General features: G+C 70.3%; 16 protein-coding genes. 3 read left to right on the forward strand and 13 right to left on the reverse strand.

All coding sequences use genetic code 11. From position 1 onward, the window contains the following. Positions 1-8: 8 nt before the first annotated feature. A complete protein-coding gene (locus ACTWQD_RS06645; protein ID WP_443195352.1) occupies positions 9-809 on the forward strand; it encodes an amino acid ABC transporter ATP-binding protein in 801 nt (266 codons plus the stop codon). 293 nt (positions 810-1,102) lie between these two features. On the opposite strand, the gene ACTWQD_RS06650 is transcribed toward ACTWQD_RS06645, so the two are convergent. From ACTWQD_RS06650 to ACTWQD_RS06665, 4 genes are all read right to left on the reverse strand, one after another. Further along, positions 1,103-2,056: a type IV toxin-antitoxin system AbiEi family antitoxin domain-containing protein gene (locus tag ACTWQD_RS06650; protein ID WP_443195353.1), complete on the reverse strand. Its 954-nt coding sequence runs from the start codon at positions 2,054-2,056 to the stop codon at positions 1,103-1,105. A gap of 708 nt (positions 2,057-2,764) precedes the next feature. Beyond that, positions 2,765-4,531, reverse strand: a complete 1,767-nt coding sequence (gene menD, locus ACTWQD_RS06655; RefSeq protein WP_443195354.1) for a 2-succinyl-5-enolpyruvyl-6-hydroxy-3-cyclohexene-1-carboxylic-acid synthase — start codon at positions 4,529-4,531, stop codon at positions 2,765-2,767. Next, complete coding sequence (gene argS, locus ACTWQD_RS06660) at positions 4,528-6,369, reverse strand: arginine--tRNA ligase (protein WP_443195355.1); 1,842 nt, start codon at positions 6,367-6,369, stop codon at positions 4,528-4,530. The genes menD and argS overlap by 4 nt, the downstream gene beginning before the upstream one ends. A gap of 298 nt (positions 6,370-6,667) precedes the next feature. Next, a complete protein-coding gene (locus ACTWQD_RS06665) occupies positions 6,668-8,752 on the reverse strand; it encodes a PhoX family protein (protein WP_443195356.1) in 2,085 nt (694 codons plus the stop codon). A 207-nt stretch (positions 8,753-8,959) separates the two neighbouring features. Between ACTWQD_RS06665 and ACTWQD_RS06670 the strand changes: the two genes are divergently transcribed. Then, the gene (locus ACTWQD_RS06670; protein WP_443195357.1) at positions 8,960-9,370 is read left to right on the forward strand and encodes a four-helix bundle copper-binding protein; all 411 of its coding nucleotides are present in this window, start codon (positions 8,960-8,962) and stop codon (positions 9,368-9,370) included. 106 nt (positions 9,371-9,476) lie between these two features. Here ACTWQD_RS06670 and ACTWQD_RS06675 read toward each other — a convergent pair whose 3' ends face one another. The 7 genes from ACTWQD_RS06675 to ACTWQD_RS06705 all read right to left on the reverse strand — a co-directional run bounded on the left by ACTWQD_RS06675 (position 9,477) and on the right by ACTWQD_RS06705 (position 15,519). Beyond that, entirely contained in the window at positions 9,477-9,995 is a 519-nt protein-coding gene (locus tag ACTWQD_RS06675; RefSeq protein WP_443195358.1) for a MarR family winged helix-turn-helix transcriptional regulator, read from the reverse strand. A gap of 64 nt (positions 9,996-10,059) precedes the next feature. Further along, positions 10,060-11,067: an o-succinylbenzoate synthase gene (locus tag ACTWQD_RS06680; protein WP_443195535.1), complete on the reverse strand. Its 1,008-nt coding sequence runs from the start codon at positions 11,065-11,067 to the stop codon at positions 10,060-10,062. Positions 11,068-11,103: 36 nt separating this feature from the next. Further along, entirely contained in the window at positions 11,104-11,259 is a 156-nt protein-coding gene (locus tag ACTWQD_RS06685) for a hypothetical protein (protein ID WP_443195359.1), read from the reverse strand. A 3-nt stretch (positions 11,260-11,262) separates the two neighbouring features. Then, positions 11,263-12,066, reverse strand: a complete 804-nt coding sequence (locus tag ACTWQD_RS06690; protein WP_443195360.1) for a class E sortase — start codon at positions 12,064-12,066, stop codon at positions 11,263-11,265. A 13-nt stretch (positions 12,067-12,079) separates the two neighbouring features. Continuing rightward, positions 12,080-12,664: a DUF6993 domain-containing protein gene (locus tag ACTWQD_RS06695; RefSeq protein ID WP_443195361.1), complete on the reverse strand. Its 585-nt coding sequence runs from the start codon at positions 12,662-12,664 to the stop codon at positions 12,080-12,082. 239 nt (positions 12,665-12,903) lie between these two features. Then, positions 12,904-13,902: a zinc-binding metallopeptidase family protein gene (locus ACTWQD_RS06700; RefSeq protein WP_443195362.1), complete on the reverse strand. Its 999-nt coding sequence runs from the start codon at positions 13,900-13,902 to the stop codon at positions 12,904-12,906. A 249-nt stretch (positions 13,903-14,151) separates the two neighbouring features. Next, positions 14,152-15,519, reverse strand: coding sequence for a glycoside hydrolase family 32 protein (locus tag ACTWQD_RS06705; RefSeq protein WP_443195363.1), 1,368 nt, complete (start codon positions 15,517-15,519; stop codon positions 14,152-14,154). A 73-nt stretch (positions 15,520-15,592) separates the two neighbouring features. Between ACTWQD_RS06705 and ACTWQD_RS06710 the strand changes: the two genes are divergently transcribed. Continuing rightward, positions 15,593-16,540: a phosphatase PAP2 family protein gene (locus tag ACTWQD_RS06710; RefSeq protein ID WP_443195364.1), complete on the forward strand. Its 948-nt coding sequence runs from the start codon at positions 15,593-15,595 to the stop codon at positions 16,538-16,540. A gap of 29 nt (positions 16,541-16,569) precedes the next feature. Here ACTWQD_RS06710 and ACTWQD_RS06715 read toward each other — a convergent pair whose 3' ends face one another. Further along, positions 16,570-17,229 carry a dihydrofolate reductase family protein gene (locus tag ACTWQD_RS06715; protein ID WP_443195365.1) on the reverse strand — a complete coding sequence of 220 codons (660 nt, stop codon included), beginning with the start codon at positions 17,227-17,229 and terminating at the stop codon, positions 16,570-16,572. Between the two features lie 188 nt (positions 17,230-17,417). Then, positions 17,418-17,945 (reverse strand): hypothetical protein, encoded by a 528-nt coding sequence (locus ACTWQD_RS06720; protein WP_443195366.1) that lies wholly within the window; start codon positions 17,943-17,945, stop codon positions 17,418-17,420. Positions 17,946-17,957 lie beyond the last annotated feature (12 nt).

A 17,957-nucleotide genomic window follows, 5' to 3' on the forward strand; every position in this document is an offset into this window, starting at 1 on the left:
GGACAGTCATGAACGACGTCGTACAGAACGCCGATGACCGCGGTGCCGTCAAGGCCGCGGGTGTGGCCATCACGGACCTCCGCAAGTCGTACGGATCCAACGAAGTGCTCAAGGGCATCAACCTGACCGTTGAGCCCGGCGAGGTTGTCTGCCTGATCGGCCCGTCCGGTTCCGGCAAGTCCACCCTGCTCCGCTGCGTCAACCTGCTGGAGCAGCCCAACGAGGGCGGCATCCACGTGGGCGGCTTCGAGGCCACCGACCCGGATGTGGACATCGACAAGATGCGCCGCAAAGTGGGCATGGTCTTCCAGCAGTTCAACCTCTTCCCGCACCTGAGCGCACTGAAGAACTGCACCATCGCGCAGACCAAGGTGCTCAAGCGCAGCGAGGCCGATGCCTCCGCCGTGGCCATGCGCAACCTGGAGCGTGTGGGCCTGGGCCACCTCGCCGACCGTTTCCCGGACCAGCTCTCCGGCGGCCAGCAGCAGCGTGTGGCCATTGCCCGCGCGCTCAGCATGGACCCCGAGCTCATGCTGTTCGACGAGCCCACTTCGGCCCTGGACCCGGAGACCGTGGGCGACGTGCTCGCCGTCATGCGGAACCTGGCCAGGGAAGGCATGACCATGCTGGTGGTGACCCACGAGATGGGCTTCGCCCGCGAGGTGGCCGACCGTGTGGTCTTCATGGACGGCGGCGTGGTGGTGGAGGAAGGCGTGGCCGAGCAGGTCATCAGCGCCCCCACCCACAACCGCACCAAGGAGTTCCTCCGCCGCGTCCTCGACCCGACGCACATCGACATCGCGGAGTAGGCGCCGCCGCCGCGGGTCCGCGCCGCGGGTCCGCGTGCCGTCTGGCGACGCGCTTCCTGCCTCACGACGCGGTTCCCGCTTGGCGACACGCTAAAGCCCTGACGCTACCGGAATACGGCGGCGCCAGGGCTTTTGCGCGTCATGAGACATTTCGCGGGTCCGCGTGCCGTCTGGCGACGCGCTTCCTGCCTGACGACGTGGGTCCCGCTTGCCGACGCGCCGAAGCCCTGGCGCTACCGGAATAAGGCGGCGCCAGGGCTTTTGCGCGTCGTGGGGCAGTTCGCGCATCGCCTTCACCGGGCAGACCGCGCACGACGCCGGGGCACGCCCGCCGCTGTCAGCTTCCGTTCGAGCTGCCCGGCGGCCATCAGATCGGCCCAGACCCAGCGGAACACACCGTTTCCCAGGGCCCGGATCCGGTCCTCCCGTGCCTTCTCATCCACAACCGCCTGCGAAATGGTCCGCCCGTTGAGGTACTCGGCCTTGACGTACTTCTCGACGCCGTCGAACTCGCCGGCCAGCCGCACGCTCTCCCAGAAGTAGTCCGTGTAACCAATCAGTCCCGCACCGTCACGCATCTCGCGCTGGAGTTCCGGCGGCTCGAACCCGGCCATCCACATGAGTGCCCGGCTGTACGACTCGCCAGCTGATCCGGACCGGGGATCGGCGAATTCCACTGCCGTCATGATCCGCTTCGCGGCGGCCGCGGTGTAATTGCTCTCGATTCCCGCCAAGAGCTGCTCCTTCGTGAGGGCCGGCAGGCCATGGGCTGTGTCGGGTTTCAGCACGTGGTCCAAAGGCACCACGGCCTCGGCAAACGGTGTGAAGGCGGCAAGATCCAGCACGGTTCGGACCCTCCCGGTCACCAGGACCCCCTCCCGCCGGACGGCCTTCAAGCCGGCTGGAGGGACGTAGTGCCGGACGACTCCCGCCCGTGAGCGTCCGCCGTCGTTCTGCAGGGTCAGGGCGTGGACGGGGTGCCGAAGCCCGATGGTCGGTACGTGCCACACGGCAGCGGCAGAGTGCCAGGCAAAGATTGTCGGCGCAGTAAAGGTCTCAGCTGCCGCGCTGACCCGGACCCGGTGCTGTTCCCAGGGCTTCAGCGCCCGCCAGATGCTGCCGTCGACGTACACGCCCCGGCGCACCCGGACCAGTGCCCCAGAGTGGCAGCGCCTGGCCAGGTCCTTCGGGGTCAGGCCCTGCTGAACATTCTCGCGGGTGAGGATCAACTTGGGGAGCTCATTCATCCAACGAAGGTCCCACCCCACCGCAGCACCACACCACCAACCATCGCAGCCATGTGGACAACTCGACGCGCTCCTTATCCTGCGCGGCGCAACCTCACCCCACGACGCCCTCGTTGTCCCCCGCCACGCAACCCCACCCTCGACGCGTTTTCCGTCCCCTGCGGCGCAACCCCAGACTCCGACGCGGTTCTTGTCCTGCGACGCGCGAAAATCCTGACGCGACGGGTATACCGGCGCGTGGGGAATTTACCGAGTCGCTCAGCACGAGGCGCTTCGCCGGGCACGTACCGGCGCGCCAGCCACAAAGCGCGTCACGAGGCTCCCTCGCACCAGCGCGGACTCACCCTCCGACGCGCTCCTTATCCTGCGACGCGCGAAAATCCTGACGCGACGGGTATACCGGCGCGTGGGGAATTTACCGAGTCGCTCAGCACGAGGCGCTTCGCCGGGCACGCGTCGGGGCGCGAGGAATGCGTCGGCGCGCCAGCGACTAAGCGCGTCACGAGGCTCCCTCGCACCGGCGTAGCCTCATCCTGCGACGCGCTTCCTATCCTGCGCGGCGCGAAAATTCTCACGCGGCGGGTATATCGGCGCGTGGGGTAATTAGCGAGTCGCGCAGCACGAGCCGCGTCGGAGGGCAGGAACCGCGTCGCCGGGCACGTCGCACGTAGCGAGTCGCGCAGCACGAGGCGCGCGTCCCGCCGGGGCCTACTCCGCGGCGAGGACTCCGGCCACCGCCGTGCCCACCGCGGCCCTGATGCGTCCGTGCAGGTCCCGCAGCCCACGCCGGTCCGTGCGCACCTCGATAATGCTGCGGCCCGCCACCGGCACAGACAGCGCCGCGTCGAGCTCCGCCGTCGTGCTCACCGAGCGGTGCACCACGCCGTACGCCGCCGCGAGTGCCGCAATGTCAACGCTGTGCGGGGTACCGAAGAGGCGTTCGACGGCGGTTCCGTACCGGCCCGTGGCCTCGACGGCGCCGTGTTCCAGCAGCCCGAAGATCGCCCCGCCCGCGTCGTTCAGGACCACAATCCGCAGGTCGGGCTCCTCCTCCCCGGCGCCGAGCAGCAGCCCGCCGGCGTCGTGCAGGAACGTGACATCACCCAGCAGCACCGTGGTCTCCTGCCGGCCGCCCAGGGCAATGCCGGTGGCCGTGGCGAGGGTCCCGTCGATCCCGGACAAACCGCGGTTGGCGAACACGACGGCGGCCGGCTCGGCGGCAGGCGCCCCGGCGAGGTCGACGTCGCGGATCCCGTTGGAGGATCCCAGCACGAGCTGGCCGCGCGTGTGTTTCCAGACCAGGGCCCCGACGGCGGGCCCGGTCGCGGGAGCGCCGCCGGCAGCACCATCGGTCAAGGGATCCGGCCCGGCCAGGACCTGGTCGACGGCGTGCTGCGCGGCGGCTCCGGCCAGGAGCCAGGCGTCCAGCCACGCCGCAGAGCCGCGGCCGGCGAACTCGGCCAGGTCGGCCAGGTTGTTCAGCGGCAGTTCGGTGCGGCGGCCCGGCTCGTACCAGGCCACGGGCACCGGCTGGTACAGCGCGGAGGGGACGTCGGCGCGGGCCAGCAGGGCGCTCACCGGCCGGGACAGGGTGGGCCGGCCGAACAGCACCACCCGCTCGATCGGCTGCGCGGACTCCGGGCCGAACGCGTCGAGGACAATCCGGTACGGCCCCACCGCATTGGGCCCGAACCGGGCGTTGGAGGACGGTTCGGCCAGCAGCGGCAGGCCGTGCGCGCGGGCGAACGCCTCGGCGACCGGGCCGGCGTCGTGCCCTGCCAGCACCACGGTGCGGCGTTCGGGCAGCCCGGGGGCGGCGGGCGGGAAGTCGAGGGCCAGCGGGCCGCGGGGCGTGCGGTACACGCGGCGACCGGACTCCGCCGGCAGGCCGTCACCTGGCGCGGGGACCAGCGGGTCGCGGAACGCCAGGTTGAGCTGCACCGGCCCGGGCGGGGTGTCCTCGAACGCCCCGGTGGCGGCGCTGAGCGCGGTCTCGACGGCGCGCTGCGGGTCGCTGCCGGCGGGCACATCGGCGGCAAAACGGACATGCTCCCCGAACAGGTCCAGCTGCACGGTGGTCTGGTTGGCGCCCGTGCCGCGGAGTTCCACGGGACGGTCGGCCGAGACCACCACCAGCGGCACGGCGGCGTGGTTGGCCTCCATCACGGCCGGCAGGAGATTCCCGACGGCGGTCCCGGACGTGGTGAGCACGGCCGCGGGCGCGCCGGTGGCGAGGGCCAGGCCCAGGGCCGTGAACCCGGCGTCGCGCTCGTCGATCCGGACCAGCAGCTCCACCCGCCCGGCGGCCTCAGCCTCGGCCAGCGCATACGCCATGGGCGCCGAGCGCGACCCCGGCGCCACCACCACATACCGCACCCCTTCAAGGAGCAGGGCCGCGACGGCGATCCGCGCCGCATCGACCGCGCTCAACTCCTCCGCGCCGAGCTCTTCCGGACCCGGCTCCCCTGCGCTCACATGTTCTCCGGCGTCTCGATGCCGAGCAGGTCAAGCCCCTCGGACAGCCGGCGCAGCACCAGCGCGCACAGCGCCAGCCGCGATTCCCGCACCGAGTCCTCGGACTTCAGCACCGGGCACTGGTCGTAGAAGGACGTAAACAGCTGGGCCAGCTCAAACAGGTACGTGCACAGCCGGTGCGGCTCCAGCGTCTCGCGCACCTTGTGCAGCGTGGCGCCGTATTCGAGCAGGTGCAGCGCCAGCGCGCGTTCGGCGGGTTCGACGACGGCGATCACCGCCGCCGTCCCCGGCGACTCCGGCCCACCGCCGTCGAGCACGTCCTCACCGGTCGTCCCCGGCGTCCCGCCGTCGAGCACGACGTCGCCAGTCGCCTGCGGCGTCCCGCCGTCGAAGTCCAGCCCGGTGTACCGCTCCAGCACCCCGGCCTTCCGCAGGATCGAGCGGATCCGCGCGGCGGCGTACTGGACGTAGGGCCCGGTGTTGCCGCTCAGCGCCAGCATGCGGTCGAAGTCGAAGACGTACTCGGTGTCGTGCCCGGTGGAGAGGTCGGCGTACTTGACGGCGCCGATGCCCACCTGCCGGGCGGTCGCGGCGCGTTCGGCGTCGCTGAGCTCCGGGCGGCCTGCGTCGATGACGGCACGGGCGCGGTCCACGGCCTCCTCCAGCAGGGCCATGAGCTTGACCGGGGCGCCGGAGCGGGACTTCAGGATCTTCCCGTCCTCGCCCAGCACGTTGCCGATCTGCACGTGCACGGCCTCCACGGTGTCCGGCAGCCACCCGGCCTCGCGGGCGGTGGCCATCACCATGCGCAGGTGCATGTTCTGCGGGGCTCCCACCACGTAGAGGACGCGGTTGGCCTCGAGCTCGCGGACCCGGTACCGGATGGTGGCGAGGTCCGTGGTGCCGTAGCCGTAGCCGCCGTCGGACTTGCGGATGATGAGCGGCATGGGTTCGCCGTCGCGCCCGGTGAACCCGGCGGGGAAGGTGCAGAGCGCGCCGTCGCTGATGCGGGCGATGCCGCGGTCCTCGAGCTCCTGGCACAGCTGTGCCAAATGCGCGTCGTAGGAGCTTTCGCCGGCGATGTGGTCGTCGGTGAGGCTGATGCCCAGCATGGAGTAGATCGCGTTGAAGTAGCGCTTGGACTGCGCCACCAGCCGCTGCCAGACGGCGAAGGTTTCCGCGTCGCCGCCCTGCAGCGCCACCACCCGGAGCCGCGCGCGGGTGGCGAAGCCGTCCTCATCCGTGGCAGAGGCATCGAACTTGGCGCGGGCTGCCTGGTAGAACGCGCTGGGGTCATCCACCAGCAGGGCCGCCTCCGGGGAGTCCTCGCCGATCTCCAGCCAGTGCTCGATCAGCATGCCGAACGGGGTGCCCCAGTCGCCGATGTGGTTCTGCCGGATCACGGTGTCGCCCAGGGCCTCGAGGACCTTGACCAGGCTGTCGCCCACCACCGTGGTGCGCAGGTGCCCCACGTGCATTTCCTTCGCCACGTTCGGGGAGGAATAGTCGACGACGACGCGCTGGGCCTCCGCGGCCGGTAGGGGCTGGGTGCCGGGAGACTCGGCGTTGAGCAGCTCCTCGATCCAGGTCCCGTCGAAGGTGAGGTTGATGAAGCCGGGCCCGGAAATCTCGGCCGACGTGCAGATCCCGTCCAGGTCCAGGGCCTCGACGATCCGGGCGGCGGCGTCCCGGGGGGACATGCCCACCTTTTTGGCCAGCGCCATGGCGGCGTTGATCTGGATGTCCGCAAACTGCGAGGGCCGCACCACCGGATCCGTCCCGCGGTACTCTTCGCCGAACGCGCTGGCAATTGCAGCCTGGACTCTGGGGACAACCATTTCGGCCGGATTATTCACACTGTTCAAATTATCAGTTCCGCCCACCCGCCGACGCTCCCGCACCAGAAGCAACGCGGGGTCAGATCGCGCCCATAAAGGGCCCCAACACCGGCCGGCTCTGACCCCGCGTTGCTTTGGGTGGTTGGTGGCGGGTGACCGCGGCGGAGCGGGAAGGCCGCGCCCGGAGCCCCCGGCGTTCCGGGCGCGGCCGTCTCAGGGGCAACGCGGGGTCAGATGGCGCCCATTAAGGGCTCCGACACGGGCCGGGTCTGACCCCGCGTTGCTTTGGAGGCGAGGGTCAGGAGTCCGTGCGGAACACCTGGACCACGGACGGGCGGGGGGCACTGGCCTGGCCGCGCGCCGGCGTCGTGCCTGCCGGAACGTAGTCCGGGAAGAAGGACAGCTGCGCGTCGAACGTGCCGTCCTCGCCCGGGTGCTGCACGGAGACGAACACGGTGCGTTCCTGGTCGTGGATGATGGGCCCGCAGGTTTCGCCGTCGCGCGGGACGGCGAGGAACTGCTCCACCCGGCCCCGCTCGGCGCCGTCGAGGGTGACCTTGAACAGCCCGTCGGCCTTGCCGATACCGGAGGGGGCGCCGTCGGTGGAGATCCAGAGGTTGCCCACCGAGTCGAACGCGAGGTTGTCCGGGCAGGAGATCGGCGAGACCTGATCCGCGGGGAAGCCGGAGAAGTAGGTCACGTCGCCGGTGGAGGGATCGCCGCAGACCATCAGCAGGTTCCACGTGAACGCGGTGGAGGTCTGGTCGCCGGTCTCGGTGATCTCCACGACGTGGCCGTCACGGTTGGCGTTGCGCGGGTTGACCTCGGTGGCGCCTTCCTTGCCGAGCTTGCCGCGGTCCGAGTTGTTGGTGCAGGCCACGTAGACCTTGCCGGTGTGCAGGCTGGGCTCGACGTCCTCGCAACGGTCCATCTTGGTGGGGCCCACCTTGTCCGCGGCCAGACGGGTGTACACCAGCACCTCCTCGACGGTCATGCCGGGCACCTTGGACTTCCCGCCCACCACCAGGGGCAGCCATTCGCCGGTGCCGTCGAAGCCGCCGTCGGCCGGGACCTCGCCGGTGCCGGTGATCTCGGAGGACGGGGAGTTGCCGGTGAAGCGGGCCACGTAGAGGTCGCCGGCGGAGAGGAGGGTCATGTTGTGCTTGCGGTCCCCCTCGCGGTACTTCTCGGCGGAGACGAACTTGTAGAGGTAGTCGAAGCGCTCGTCGTCGCCTGAGTAGGCCACCACGTGCCCGGATTCGGCCACGATCACGTTGGCGCCCTCGTGCTTGAAGCGGCCCAGCGAGGAGTGCTTCTTCGGGGTGGAGTCGGGGTCGAACGGGTCCACCTCCACGATCCAGCCGAACCGGTTGGCCTCGTTTTCGAAGCCCGGGGTGCGGGTGTCGAAGCGGGGGTCGTCGAGTTCCCACTGGCGGGCCGTGGGCTTGGACGTCAGCCCGTAGCGCTTGTCCTCGGCCGAGGTGCCGGGCGCCACGAAGTAGCCGTTGAAGTTCTCCTCGCCGGAGAGGATGGTGCCCCAGGGGGTGGTGCCGCCGGCGCAGTTGCCGAGGGTGCCGAGGATGCGGCGGCCGGAGGGGTCCGCGGACGTGCGGACCAGCGGCGAGCCGGCCACCGGACCGGTGAGCTCGTACGCCGTCGTGTTCAGGTAGCGGCGGTTCAGCCCGGCACCCTTGACGTAGGTCCACGGCTTGTTCTTGTTCTTGCGCTCCAGTTCCACCACGGAGAGCCCGTGCGCGGCGGCGGCGACGGCCCGGACGTCCGCGGCGGGCATCGACGCCGGGAACATGATGGCCTCGTTGGTGTACTCGTGGTTCGCGAACAGCACCGCGCGGCGGCCCTTGCTGCCGGGAAGTTCCAGGATGTCCGTGTAGTCGTTGTTGTAGCCGAACTGCCGGGCCTGCGCGGCGGCGGTCTGGTTCCCCAGATCAAAGTCCGGGGCGTCGTCGAAGATGGGGTCACCCCAACGGATCACGGGCTGCCAGGTGAAGCCTTCCGGCACGGTGAAACGGTCGACGGCGGCATCCACCGGGGCGATCGCGCTGAACCGGAGCTTGGACGCGCCGTAGCCGTCCTTGGCTGCCGCGGAAAGTCCCGTTCCGCCGTCGGCCGCTGCGGGGCCGGCCGAGGTGAGGGCGTCCCCGAACGCGACGGCGAGCGCACCGGCGGCGCCGAAGCCCAGGACGGCGCGGCGGGACATGGTGGCCGAGGCGATGTCCCGGAAGTAGCTGTTAGAGCTGGTGTTGCAGACCTCGCCGGAGCAGGCGTTGTCGCACTTCAGTGCGCAGGTGACGGCGCTGCGCTTGCCTTTGGTGTGGCCGAGCATGGGGAGCAGGGAGAACTTGCGTCCGGAGGAAACAGACAATGGGAGACCTTCCACGGTGGATTGGGGGCCTCCCTAACGTTCCAGCCGCGGGCGACGTGGAGTCGACTCTCAGATGAAGTCCGGGTGAACTCCGGTTCACGGTTCCCGCCGCTGGTGAGGGGCTGACGACGTGCCCATCACGGGTTTAGGGTGGGCGTGACGGCCGGACGGGCCGGCTGCCCATCACCGCGCGACAGGAGCTGCGTCATGACCCACCACATCGCTGCAATGCTCGACGTCCACCCGCAGGCGTCGGAAAGCGCTGACAAAGCACTGCTGGCCGAGTGCATCGCCGCGTGCTATCAGTGCGCCCAGACCTGTACAGCCTGCGCTGACGCGTGCCTTGCCGAGGACATGGTCGCTGACCTTGTCTCCTGCATCCGCACGGATCTGGACTGCGCGGACATCTGCGCCGCTACCGGCGCCGTCTTGACCCGCCAAACAGCGTCCAATGCGGGCATCAGCCGCGCACTTCTGGAGGCCTGCCGCACCGCCTGTGCCGTCTGCGCCGTGGAGTGCGAGAAGCACTCTGGTATGCACGAGCACTGCAGGATCTGCGCCGAAGCCTGCCGCCGGTGCGAGGCTGCCTGCGCCGCCCTTCTGGCCGCGCTGGCCTAAGGATCAGCCGGCCCTTTGTAACGGGAGCGTCTGCAACGAACCCGCACCATGTGCGGGAGCGTCGCCCCGGATCCCGCCGGATGTGCGGGAGCGCCGCGGGAAGGGGTTAGCCCTTTTCCGGGGCGTTGGCCGCGTCCATCAGCCGCTGGCCGATGCCCTCAAGGAACTCGGCGATGTCCGCCACGCTGTCCTTGGAGGATGCCTCCAGCAGGGCGCTGGCCGCGGCGGCGAAGTGGTCGTTGGCCCACTGCATGGCCTCGTTGCCCTCCGGGCTGAGGTGCAGCAGCACGCTGCGGCGGTCCGTGGGGTTGGGCTTCCGGACCATAAAGCCCTTGGATTCCAGCCGGTCCACCATGGCGGTGACCGAGCCGGTGGTGATGTTCAGCGTCTTGCCCAGGTCCTTGGGGGTGAGGCCGTCCACTTCGCCCACGAAGGCCATCGCGTTGATGTCGATGGTGCCGATGCCCAGCTTTTCGGCCAGCCGGATGCGGAGCGCGTAGGTTCCGGTGTCAACCCGCCGCAGGCCCTGCACAATGCGGAGTAGCCCGTCCTTGCCGGCGGTCTGGCCGTCCGCGGCTGTGGCATCTGACGCCTCGTCAACGTGCTGGGATCCAGGAGTCGTCATTAACAAATATTCCATTCCAAAAGCCATTTTTCACGGCTGCTTCGCCGCTTCCGCACCTACTTTACTAGCCCGTGCGCGCCTCACCGGCAGCCAGCACGGCGTGGACCCGGCGGAGGCGTTCCAGCCACCAGTCGCGGCGCTCCGGCGCGGCCGCGTATTCCGCCAGCAGCCCCGGGTCGGCGGCCACGTCGCGGACGCGGATGGCGCCGTCGTCGGGCACCAGGGAATCCCGGGTGACGTCGGCGGCGAGCAGCGACACGGTCCCCAGCCCGCACGCGTACGGCAGATCCGGCAGCGCGGCGGCGAGCGCCAGTCCCGCGCGGATCCCCACGGAGGTGTCCAGCGCGGAGCTGACGACGGCGGGGAGCCCGGCCTGCGCCACAATGTCCAGGGCGCGCCGCACTCCCCCGAGCGGCGCCACCTTCACGACGATCAGGTCCGCGGCGCCGGCGCGGGCCACCTTGAGCGGGTCGTCCTCCTTGCGCACGCTCTCGTCCGCGGCGATCAGCACCGGGACCCCGGCGGCGCGCAGCCGGCGGCGCACCTCGGCCAGGCCGGCGATGTCCGGCACCGGCTGTTCGGCGTATTCCAGCCCGACGGCGGACAGCCGGGTCAGTGCCTCCACCGCGGCCGGGACGTCCCAGCCGCCGTTCGCGTCCACCCGGACCGCGGCGTCCGGCAGCGCGGCGCGGACGGCGGCGACCCGGGCGGCGTCGTCGTCGAGGGTCTGCCCGGGCTCGGCCACCTTGACCTTGACGGCGTCCACCCGGCCGAAGCGGGCGAGGATCTCCGGGACGCGGTCCGCGGCAACCGCGGGGACCGTGGCGTTGACGGGAATCATGGTTCGGACCGGCGCCGGGAAGCCGTGCCACCCGGCTTCGACGGCGGCGGCGAGCCAGCGGGAGGCTTCCGCGTCGCCGTACTCCGGGAACGGGCAGAACTCGCCCCACCCGCGCGGCCCGTCCAGCAGCAGCGCCTCGCGCCGGGTGATGCCGCGGAACTTCACCCGCATGGGCAGGCTCACCACGTGCGCCCCGGCGAGGAGCTCCTCCAGCGGCGGCAGCGGCGGCAACAGGGAGGACGACGGCGGCGGGCTGGCGGGCACGGGTCAGCCCACCGTGGCGTCGGTCAGGTTGGTGACGTCGGCCAGCCAGGGGAACACCACGTCGAACAGCAGGAACACCGCCCCGGCGAGGGCCGCGGCCGAGATGAGGATCCGCACCCAGAGGGGCCCGGGAAGGTGCCGAAACAGCCAGGAGTACATGGTTTAGCCTTTCCCCTGCAGCGCGGCGAGCTGCTGTGCGATGGCCGCCGGAGGCCCGGCGCTGAGCGGCTGCCAGGAGTCGAACACCGAGTAGGCGATGATGCGCTCCTCGGACCCGAACCGCGGGTTGCAGCTGGTCATGGTCAGGAGCCGCTGGTCCGGCGCGACGCCGGGCTGGGTGGGCACCGGCGCGATCACGTCGGTGCGGTCCGGCAGGACGATCTCCTGGTTCCGGAAGACGTAGGTGTAGAAGCCGTCGGCGGTCTGCACGTAGATTTTGTCGCCGGGCACCAGAGTGTGGATGTTGTCCAGCACCGCACCGTGGGTCTGGCGGTGGCCTGCCATCGCAAAGTTCCCGACGGCCCCAGGCATGGCGGTGCCGGCGTAGCGGCCCAGGCCCAGGGTGTCGATCACGTCCGGGCTGGTGCCCTCGATGATGGGCCGGCTGTAGTTGGCGCCGAAGCGGGGAATGTAGACGACGCCGATCGCGGCGCCGTGGGCGGGCGCGCTGGCCACCGGCACGTTCGCGGGGTCCGCGGGGGCGGACGGTGCGGCCGGGGCCGGGGCGGCGGACGCGTCAGGGATGGGTGCCTGGTGTTGCTGGACGAACTGCTTGACGGCGGATTCCTGGGCGGCGTCGGCCTCGACGTTGGTCCACCACAGCTGCCAGGCGACAAATAGCACGGCGATCACGCCGAGGGTGATGAGCAGCTCGCCGGCCACCTGGACGGCCATCAGCGGGCGCCCGCGGCGGGTGCGGCGGGTTTCCTGCGCAACCGAGGCGCGGCGGTTCAGTACGTTGGACATGCGCTCTCCCCGCCTACCGCTGGACGCTGCCGATAAAGCACCGCCCGTTGGGCAGCACGGGCAGGATGGACGTTGCCACGGTCCCGGACCGGAGCTGGGCCAGAACACATTCGTTGTTGTCGCCCAGCACGCCGACCTCGACGGCGTCCGCGGCCAGTCCCGTGGGCGTGCGGGCCGCGGAGACCTCGACGGCGGCCGGGTCCACCCCCGCGGCGGTAAGGCTCTCGCGGACCTGTGCCGTGCTGGGCTGCGGCGCGGACGCCACCAGCGCCTGCAGGGCGGCCTCGACCGCAGCGGCGGTGCCGGACGGTGCCGGTTCTGCGGCGGGCGCGGACGCGGAGGCGGTCGCGGAATCCTGGGCTGCCGAAGTTGCGGGCGCCGTGCCAACCGGGCCGGCCGGCGCTGTGGAACCGGAGTTGAGCGTCGGGGCCGGGGCCGAGCATGCCGCGGTCCCGAGCATCACCAGCGCGGCAGCGGCCAGAACGGTGAACATGCGGCCACGGGACCCGGTGCCGGTGTACTCGGTGCCGCTGCGCCCGGTGCCGGTGTGCCGGCGGAGGCGCGGGCGGCTGGTCGGGGCGGGGTCGCGGGAAGTCATCGGGATCATCCTTTCATACCGGGCCTGCCGCACCGGCGCCCGGCTCAACGGATGGACATGCTCCGTCCCGGGCCTGCCCTCAGGGGAGCATGCCCAGCCTGCGCGGCGAACAGCGGACATAGTGGCACTATGCCCAGTGCTTGCAGCCAAGGTGGCGCATGTCCCGCGGGGATGGGGGTGTGACCATACCCCTCTGCGCGTCGGAACAGACGCCGGCCATCACCTGCTGGGCGGACCCGTCAGCTGGCGGCCGGAGCTGAGGTGCGCAGCCCGTGGACGAACTCAAGCTTGTCGATCACGGCGGCGGAGAGGACAAACGGGTAAAGATCATCCTTGCCCATGCTGCGGTTGACCTGGTTGAGCGCGGCGGAGAGGGGCAGCCAGTCAGCTTCCACGACGTTCCGGAAGGAGTCCCGCGCGGGAGCCTGTGGGATGAGCCCGTACTCCCGGGCGGTGTCCAGGGTGTCCCAGATGTGCAGGTAGTGCGCGAAGGACTCCGCGAAATCCTCATACGGGTGCATGGTGGCGTACTTCGAGATGAACCGCTCGTTCCAGTCCGCAGGGGCGCCTTCGCTGTAGTGGCGGTCTATTTCCGCCTGGTAGTCCTTGGTGTCGTCGCCGAAGAGCTCCCGGGCCTTGCGGGTCCGTCCTTCGTCGCTGAAGACCAGCACCGTCTCGAAATAGTGCCCCACTTCATGCCGGAAGTGACCCAGCATGGTCCGGTATGGCTCGTCGAGCTGGGTCCGCATTCTCTCCCGGTAGGCGTCATCGGTCTCGGCCAGGTCGATGGTGATGACACCGTCAGCATGCCCGATCACCACGTTTTCGTGTGAACTCGACAACAGGTCGAAAGCAAGGCCCCCGTCAGGGTCTTCGTCGCGCGTCACGATGGGCATGCCCAGTTCATCGAGCTCCGCAAGCAGGTGGCGCTTGGCCCGCTCGGCTGCGATGAACTGCGAGAGGCCCTTGGCGTCGGCGTCGTTCGGGCGGGTGCGGGTGAGTCCGCAGCTGAAGCACTGGCCGCCGCTCTCCCGGGTCAGCCAGGTGCAGCCGGACAGCAGCAGATTGGCGCACCGGTGCCAGAGGTCTCCCGCCGCGTCCGTGTACCGTCCCCGGGCGTCGACCGGCACTACCGCCCGTGTATCCCGCAGGTAGGCCAGATCCGTGCCGCACTGCAGGCACTCGGAATTTTCAAAATACACGGCCGAACCGCAGATGCCGCAGGATTGTCGCTTCACTTCACGAGCTTACCCGCGGCAAACCTGGTCCAGGCCGCGCCGGCCGGCCCGGCCAGCACGTCTGCCAGTGGACATGCTCCCCCGCGATGTGGCCAACACGGCGCGCATGTCCAGCCAGCGGGCCCGCCAGCTGGACATGCTCCCCCGCCACGTGGCCAACACGTGGCGCATGCCCAGCCTGACAGCCCGCGAGTGGACATATGGGCACTATGTCCAGTGCTTGGCGCACAGGGAGGGCATGTCCCGTGGCTAGAGGGACGGGTCAGAACCGTCCGGGTGCCGCAGCTCCCAGACATCCGCCGCGGCGCCGTGTGGCAGTTCCAGCTGCCACTCCTCGCCGGGGCCGGGGTAGGCGCGCAGCGTGGTGGGCACGGACCCGTGGCGGTACACCTCCACCATGGAGGCGTCGACGAAGATCCGCAGCTCGTCGCCGCCCGCCACCTCATCGGCGAACACGGTCCGCCGCTGCCCGGCGGCGGCCCCCACCGACGACACCAGGACCAGCCGCAGGGTGCCCTCTCCCCCGGCCACCCGGACCTCGGCAAAGGCCGGAAGGGCCAGGGTGCCGGCAGCCCCGCGGTGAAGCATGTCCCCCCGGTAGGCGGACAGTTCCGGCGCGGGTTCGACGGCGAGCACCCCGCCGTGGACGGACAGCTGGCGCGGGAACGTGAGGATCCCTGCCCAGCCGGCGCGGTCCGTCTCCGCCTGGCTGCGCCCGGGACGGTCCCCGCTGTCATCAAGTTCGCAGGACCAGCCCCACAACAGCGCCCGGTCCGGCAGCGCGAGGATCTGCGGGCCGTAGAACTCCCGCCCCAGGTCCGCTTTCCCGCCCGACGCCGGCGTGAACACCGGCAGCCCGGCGGGGCCAGCCGCCAGCGAGCCCAGGAGGTAGCCCACGCCGTGGGGGTGGGTGTGCAGGTCGCCGGGCTGCCACAGCGAGGCCATCAGCACCCAGGTCTCCGCGCCGGAGGAGTCCGGGACCCGGACCAGCTGCGGGCATTCCCAGATCGCCGCCGGCAGGTGCCGGGCCGCGAGCGGGTCCTCGGTGCTGAACCAGATGCCCTCGTACCGCCAGGAGCGGAGGTCGTCCACGCTGTAGAGCAGCACGGCGGCGTGCCCGGAGGCCAGTCCGGCGCCCTGCAAGGCGAAACGGCGGCCGCCGAAGGTGAAGAGGAACGGGTCGCGGACGGCCGTGACCTGCGGGTCCGGGGGCACCTCGGCCGCGACGTGCCCGTCCTGGGCCCAGTTCCGCAGGGATGAATCCGCCCGGGCCAGCACCACCCGGGAGTGGCCGCCGTCGGTGTCCACACCGGAGTACACAGCGGTGGGGACACCGCCGTCGACCGTCACCACCCCGGACCAGCAACCCAGCGCGTCCGGCCCGCCGGGCCGGGGACGCAGCGCCACGGGTTCCTCGTCCCAGCGGACCAGGTCCGGGGAGCTCAGGTGCCCCCAGCAGATGCTGTGGTGCCGCGCCGAGTCCGGGTTGTGCTGGAAGAACACGTGGTAGCGGCCGTCCACGTAGCTCAGGCCATTGGGATCGTTGATCCAGCCCTGCGCCGGCCGCGGGTGGAACCGGGGGAAGGCGGGGTCCGGGTGCGGCGCGGGGGTGTCCATGGGCCACACATTACCTGCGCGCCGGTGCGGGCGTCCTCAGAAAGTTCGCAGGGTTCTGTGGGAACCTGTGAGGGTGATTTTTCGGCAGGAACACACCAGCACGCAGCCGGCTCCGGAGTACCCGCAGTCGCCGTCCCGCGCGCCCGAGCCCCGGCAGGGCCGCGGCACCGGGTTCCTGTTCACCCTGGCCACCCTGTTCAGCGTCGCCGCCCTGGCCGGGACGTACTACTTCTTTGTCCGCACCACCACGGGCCAGTACATTGACGAGTCGGCCCTCGTGGAAGCGGTGGCACTCCACGGCACCGCCGGGAAGGCCGCCACCAAGCTCCTCGACTGGCTGCCCGTGGTGTCCCTGCTGATCTCCGCGGTGGTGGTCCTCATCGTCACGGTGGTGAAGCGGCGCTGGAGCGCGGCGGGGATCGCCCTGGCGGCGTGCGTCGGCGCCAACGTGGCCACCCAGATCCTGAAAAACATCAGCCCTGACAGGCCCTACCGCGGCATCGAGACGCTCGAGCTGAACTCGCTGCCCTCCGGCCACACCACCCTGGCGGCCTCGGCCGCGGCGGCGGTGTTCCTCATGGTCTCCCCCCGCTGGCGGCCCATGGCCGGCTTCCTGGGCGGCAGCTTCGCCGTCGCCACCGGGGTGTCCACGCTGATCAACCAGTGGCACCGGCCGGCCGACGTCGTCGCCGCCTTCCTCGTCGTCGCCGCCTTTATGCTCCCGGCGGGGTGGCTGGTGATCCGCACGGGTCCGCGCTGGAACGAGTGGGACGGCTACGGGCGGTTCTGGGCGTCCGCGCGGCTGTGGCTGGCGCTGCCGCTGGTGGCGGGGCTCGCCGCGGCCGCCGTCGCCGTCTTCTCGCTGCTGAGCGTCGCCGCCGGCACGGGCCTGGAGACCAACACCGCGCACTATTTCTGGGCCGGGACCGCGCTGATCGTCATTTCGGGCTACCTCGCCACGGTCGGATGCGTCTGGCTGTTCGGGCATGCTGCCCGACGGCGGCACGCACCCGGGCGCTGACCGTCACCCCCGGGCGGGGAAGCGCAGGCCTACGCGGCGGCGCGGCGGGTGAAGACCAGATGGACCACGCCGCTCGGCGACGGCGTCGCCTCGATCTCGTAGCGCTGTTCCAGTCCTTCCAGCCCGTCCCAGAGCCGTTCGCCCCGGCCCAGGACCACCGGCACCAGGACCACGTGCATATGGTCGATCAGGTCGGCGTCGAGGAACTGCCGGATGGTGCTGGCGCCGCCGCCGATCCGCACGTCCGCGTCCCCGGCCAGGGCGCGGGCCTGCTCCAGCGCGACGGCGGGCTCGGCATCCACAAAATGGAAGGTGGTTCCGCCTTCCATTTTCAGGACCGGCCGGGGGTGGTGCGTCAGGACCACGACGGGGGTGTGGAAAACGGGGTTGTCGCCCCACCATCCCTTCCACTCCTCGTTCTCCCAGGGGCCGCGCTGCGGGCCGAACTTGTTGCGCCCCATGATCTCCACGCCGATCCCGCGCCCCCACTGGCTGGCGAACGCCTCGTCCACGCCGCGGGATCCCGGCGACTTCCCGTGGAGGCCCATCTCGCGGAAGGTGAGCGTTTCAAACGCCCACTCCATCAGCCGTGAGCCGGCGTGGCCGAACGGGGCCTCGAGGGTCTGGCCTTCGCCGGTGCCGAAGCCGTCGAGGGAGACTGAGAAGTTGTGCACGCGGACGAGGGACATGTCATCTCCTGAAGCGCTTGTGGTTCGCAATCACTGGATTGGACTGCGCCGGCCCGAATGTGGTCCGGGCTGAAACCCGGCCTGGGCCAACAGCATCATTCTGGCGCACTCTCCCCTGGTGTCGAGGGCCGGTTCGGCTCGAAACGGTCCCGCACTCTAGCAAGTGCGGGACCGTTCACTGTGCGGTCTTACGGGGCTAGCTCTGCGCAAATATCCCTCTGGGTGCCGGACGTGCTCGTGACCGTTGAGCGGCCGTTGGCATCGTTACTGAACGTGACCCGCCCGGTGTAGAGCTTGGTGGAGGGTCCAGGGTCGTCGCCCGGGAAAAGAATAAACAAGTTTTTCCCCGTCAACTGGATGTCGGCTGTGCCGTCCGGGTACTGGGTGACTTGCGTGACCGATCCTTGGGTGGGGAACGTGACCGATTTTAGTGTTTCTGCATTGGTGACCGTCAAGACGGTGCCGTGTCCGGCAGTGATGGTGTAGATAACACCGTCCTTCTCCCGGACTACCCTGTCCGCCTGGTTTCCGCCGGTGAACGTGAAGGTGATGTTGAAATCCTCGCAGCCAGGGTATTCCGGCGGAGGGTCAGCGGCGACGGCTGACGCCGGTGCGGCGAGCGCCAGGGCAGCGAACATGGCTGCTGCCGGCACCAGCCGGCGGGACTGTTTTCCATACATGTGGATCTCCTCATTTTTTACGTCGATGCGCATCACCCGGACGGGCGG

Source organism: Pseudarthrobacter sp. 1C304, from assembly GCF_052245515.1.
GTDB lineage: Bacteria > Actinomycetota > Actinomycetes > Actinomycetales > Micrococcaceae > Arthrobacter.

What these genes read in the sequence shown, in the direction of transcription:
- ACTWQD_RS06705 (WP_443195363.1), bottom strand. Translation starts at nt 15,519, where the DNA reads ATGGACACCCCCGCGCCGCACCCGGACCCCGCCTTCCCCCGGTTCCAC.
- ACTWQD_RS06675 (WP_443195358.1), bottom strand. Translation starts at nt 9,995, where the DNA reads ATGACGACTCCTGGATCCCAGCACGTTGACGAGGCGTCAGATGCCACA.
- argS (WP_443195355.1), bottom strand. Translation starts at nt 6,369, where the DNA reads ATGGTTGTCCCCAGAGTCCAGGCTGCAATTGCCAGCGCGTTCGGCGAA.
- ACTWQD_RS06670 (WP_443195357.1), top strand. Translation starts at nt 8,960, where the DNA reads ATGACCCACCACATCGCTGCAATGCTCGACGTCCACCCGCAGGCGTCG.
- ACTWQD_RS06695 (WP_443195361.1), bottom strand. Translation starts at nt 12,664, where the DNA reads ATGACTTCCCGCGACCCCGCCCCGACCAGCCGCCCGCGCCTCCGCCGG.
- ACTWQD_RS06650 (WP_443195353.1), bottom strand. Translation starts at nt 2,056, where the DNA reads ATGAATGAGCTCCCCAAGTTGATCCTCACCCGCGAGAATGTTCAGCAG.
- ACTWQD_RS06715 (WP_443195365.1), bottom strand. Translation starts at nt 17,229, where the DNA reads ATGTCCCTCGTCCGCGTGCACAACTTCTCAGTCTCCCTCGACGGCTTC.
- ACTWQD_RS06645 (WP_443195352.1), top strand. Translation starts at nt 9, where the DNA reads ATGAACGACGTCGTACAGAACGCCGATGACCGCGGTGCCGTCAAGGCC.
- ACTWQD_RS06690 (WP_443195360.1), bottom strand. Translation starts at nt 12,066, where the DNA reads ATGTCCAACGTACTGAACCGCCGCGCCTCGGTTGCGCAGGAAACCCGC.
- ACTWQD_RS06685 (WP_443195359.1), bottom strand. Translation starts at nt 11,259, where the DNA reads ATGTACTCCTGGCTGTTTCGGCACCTTCCCGGGCCCCTCTGGGTGCGG.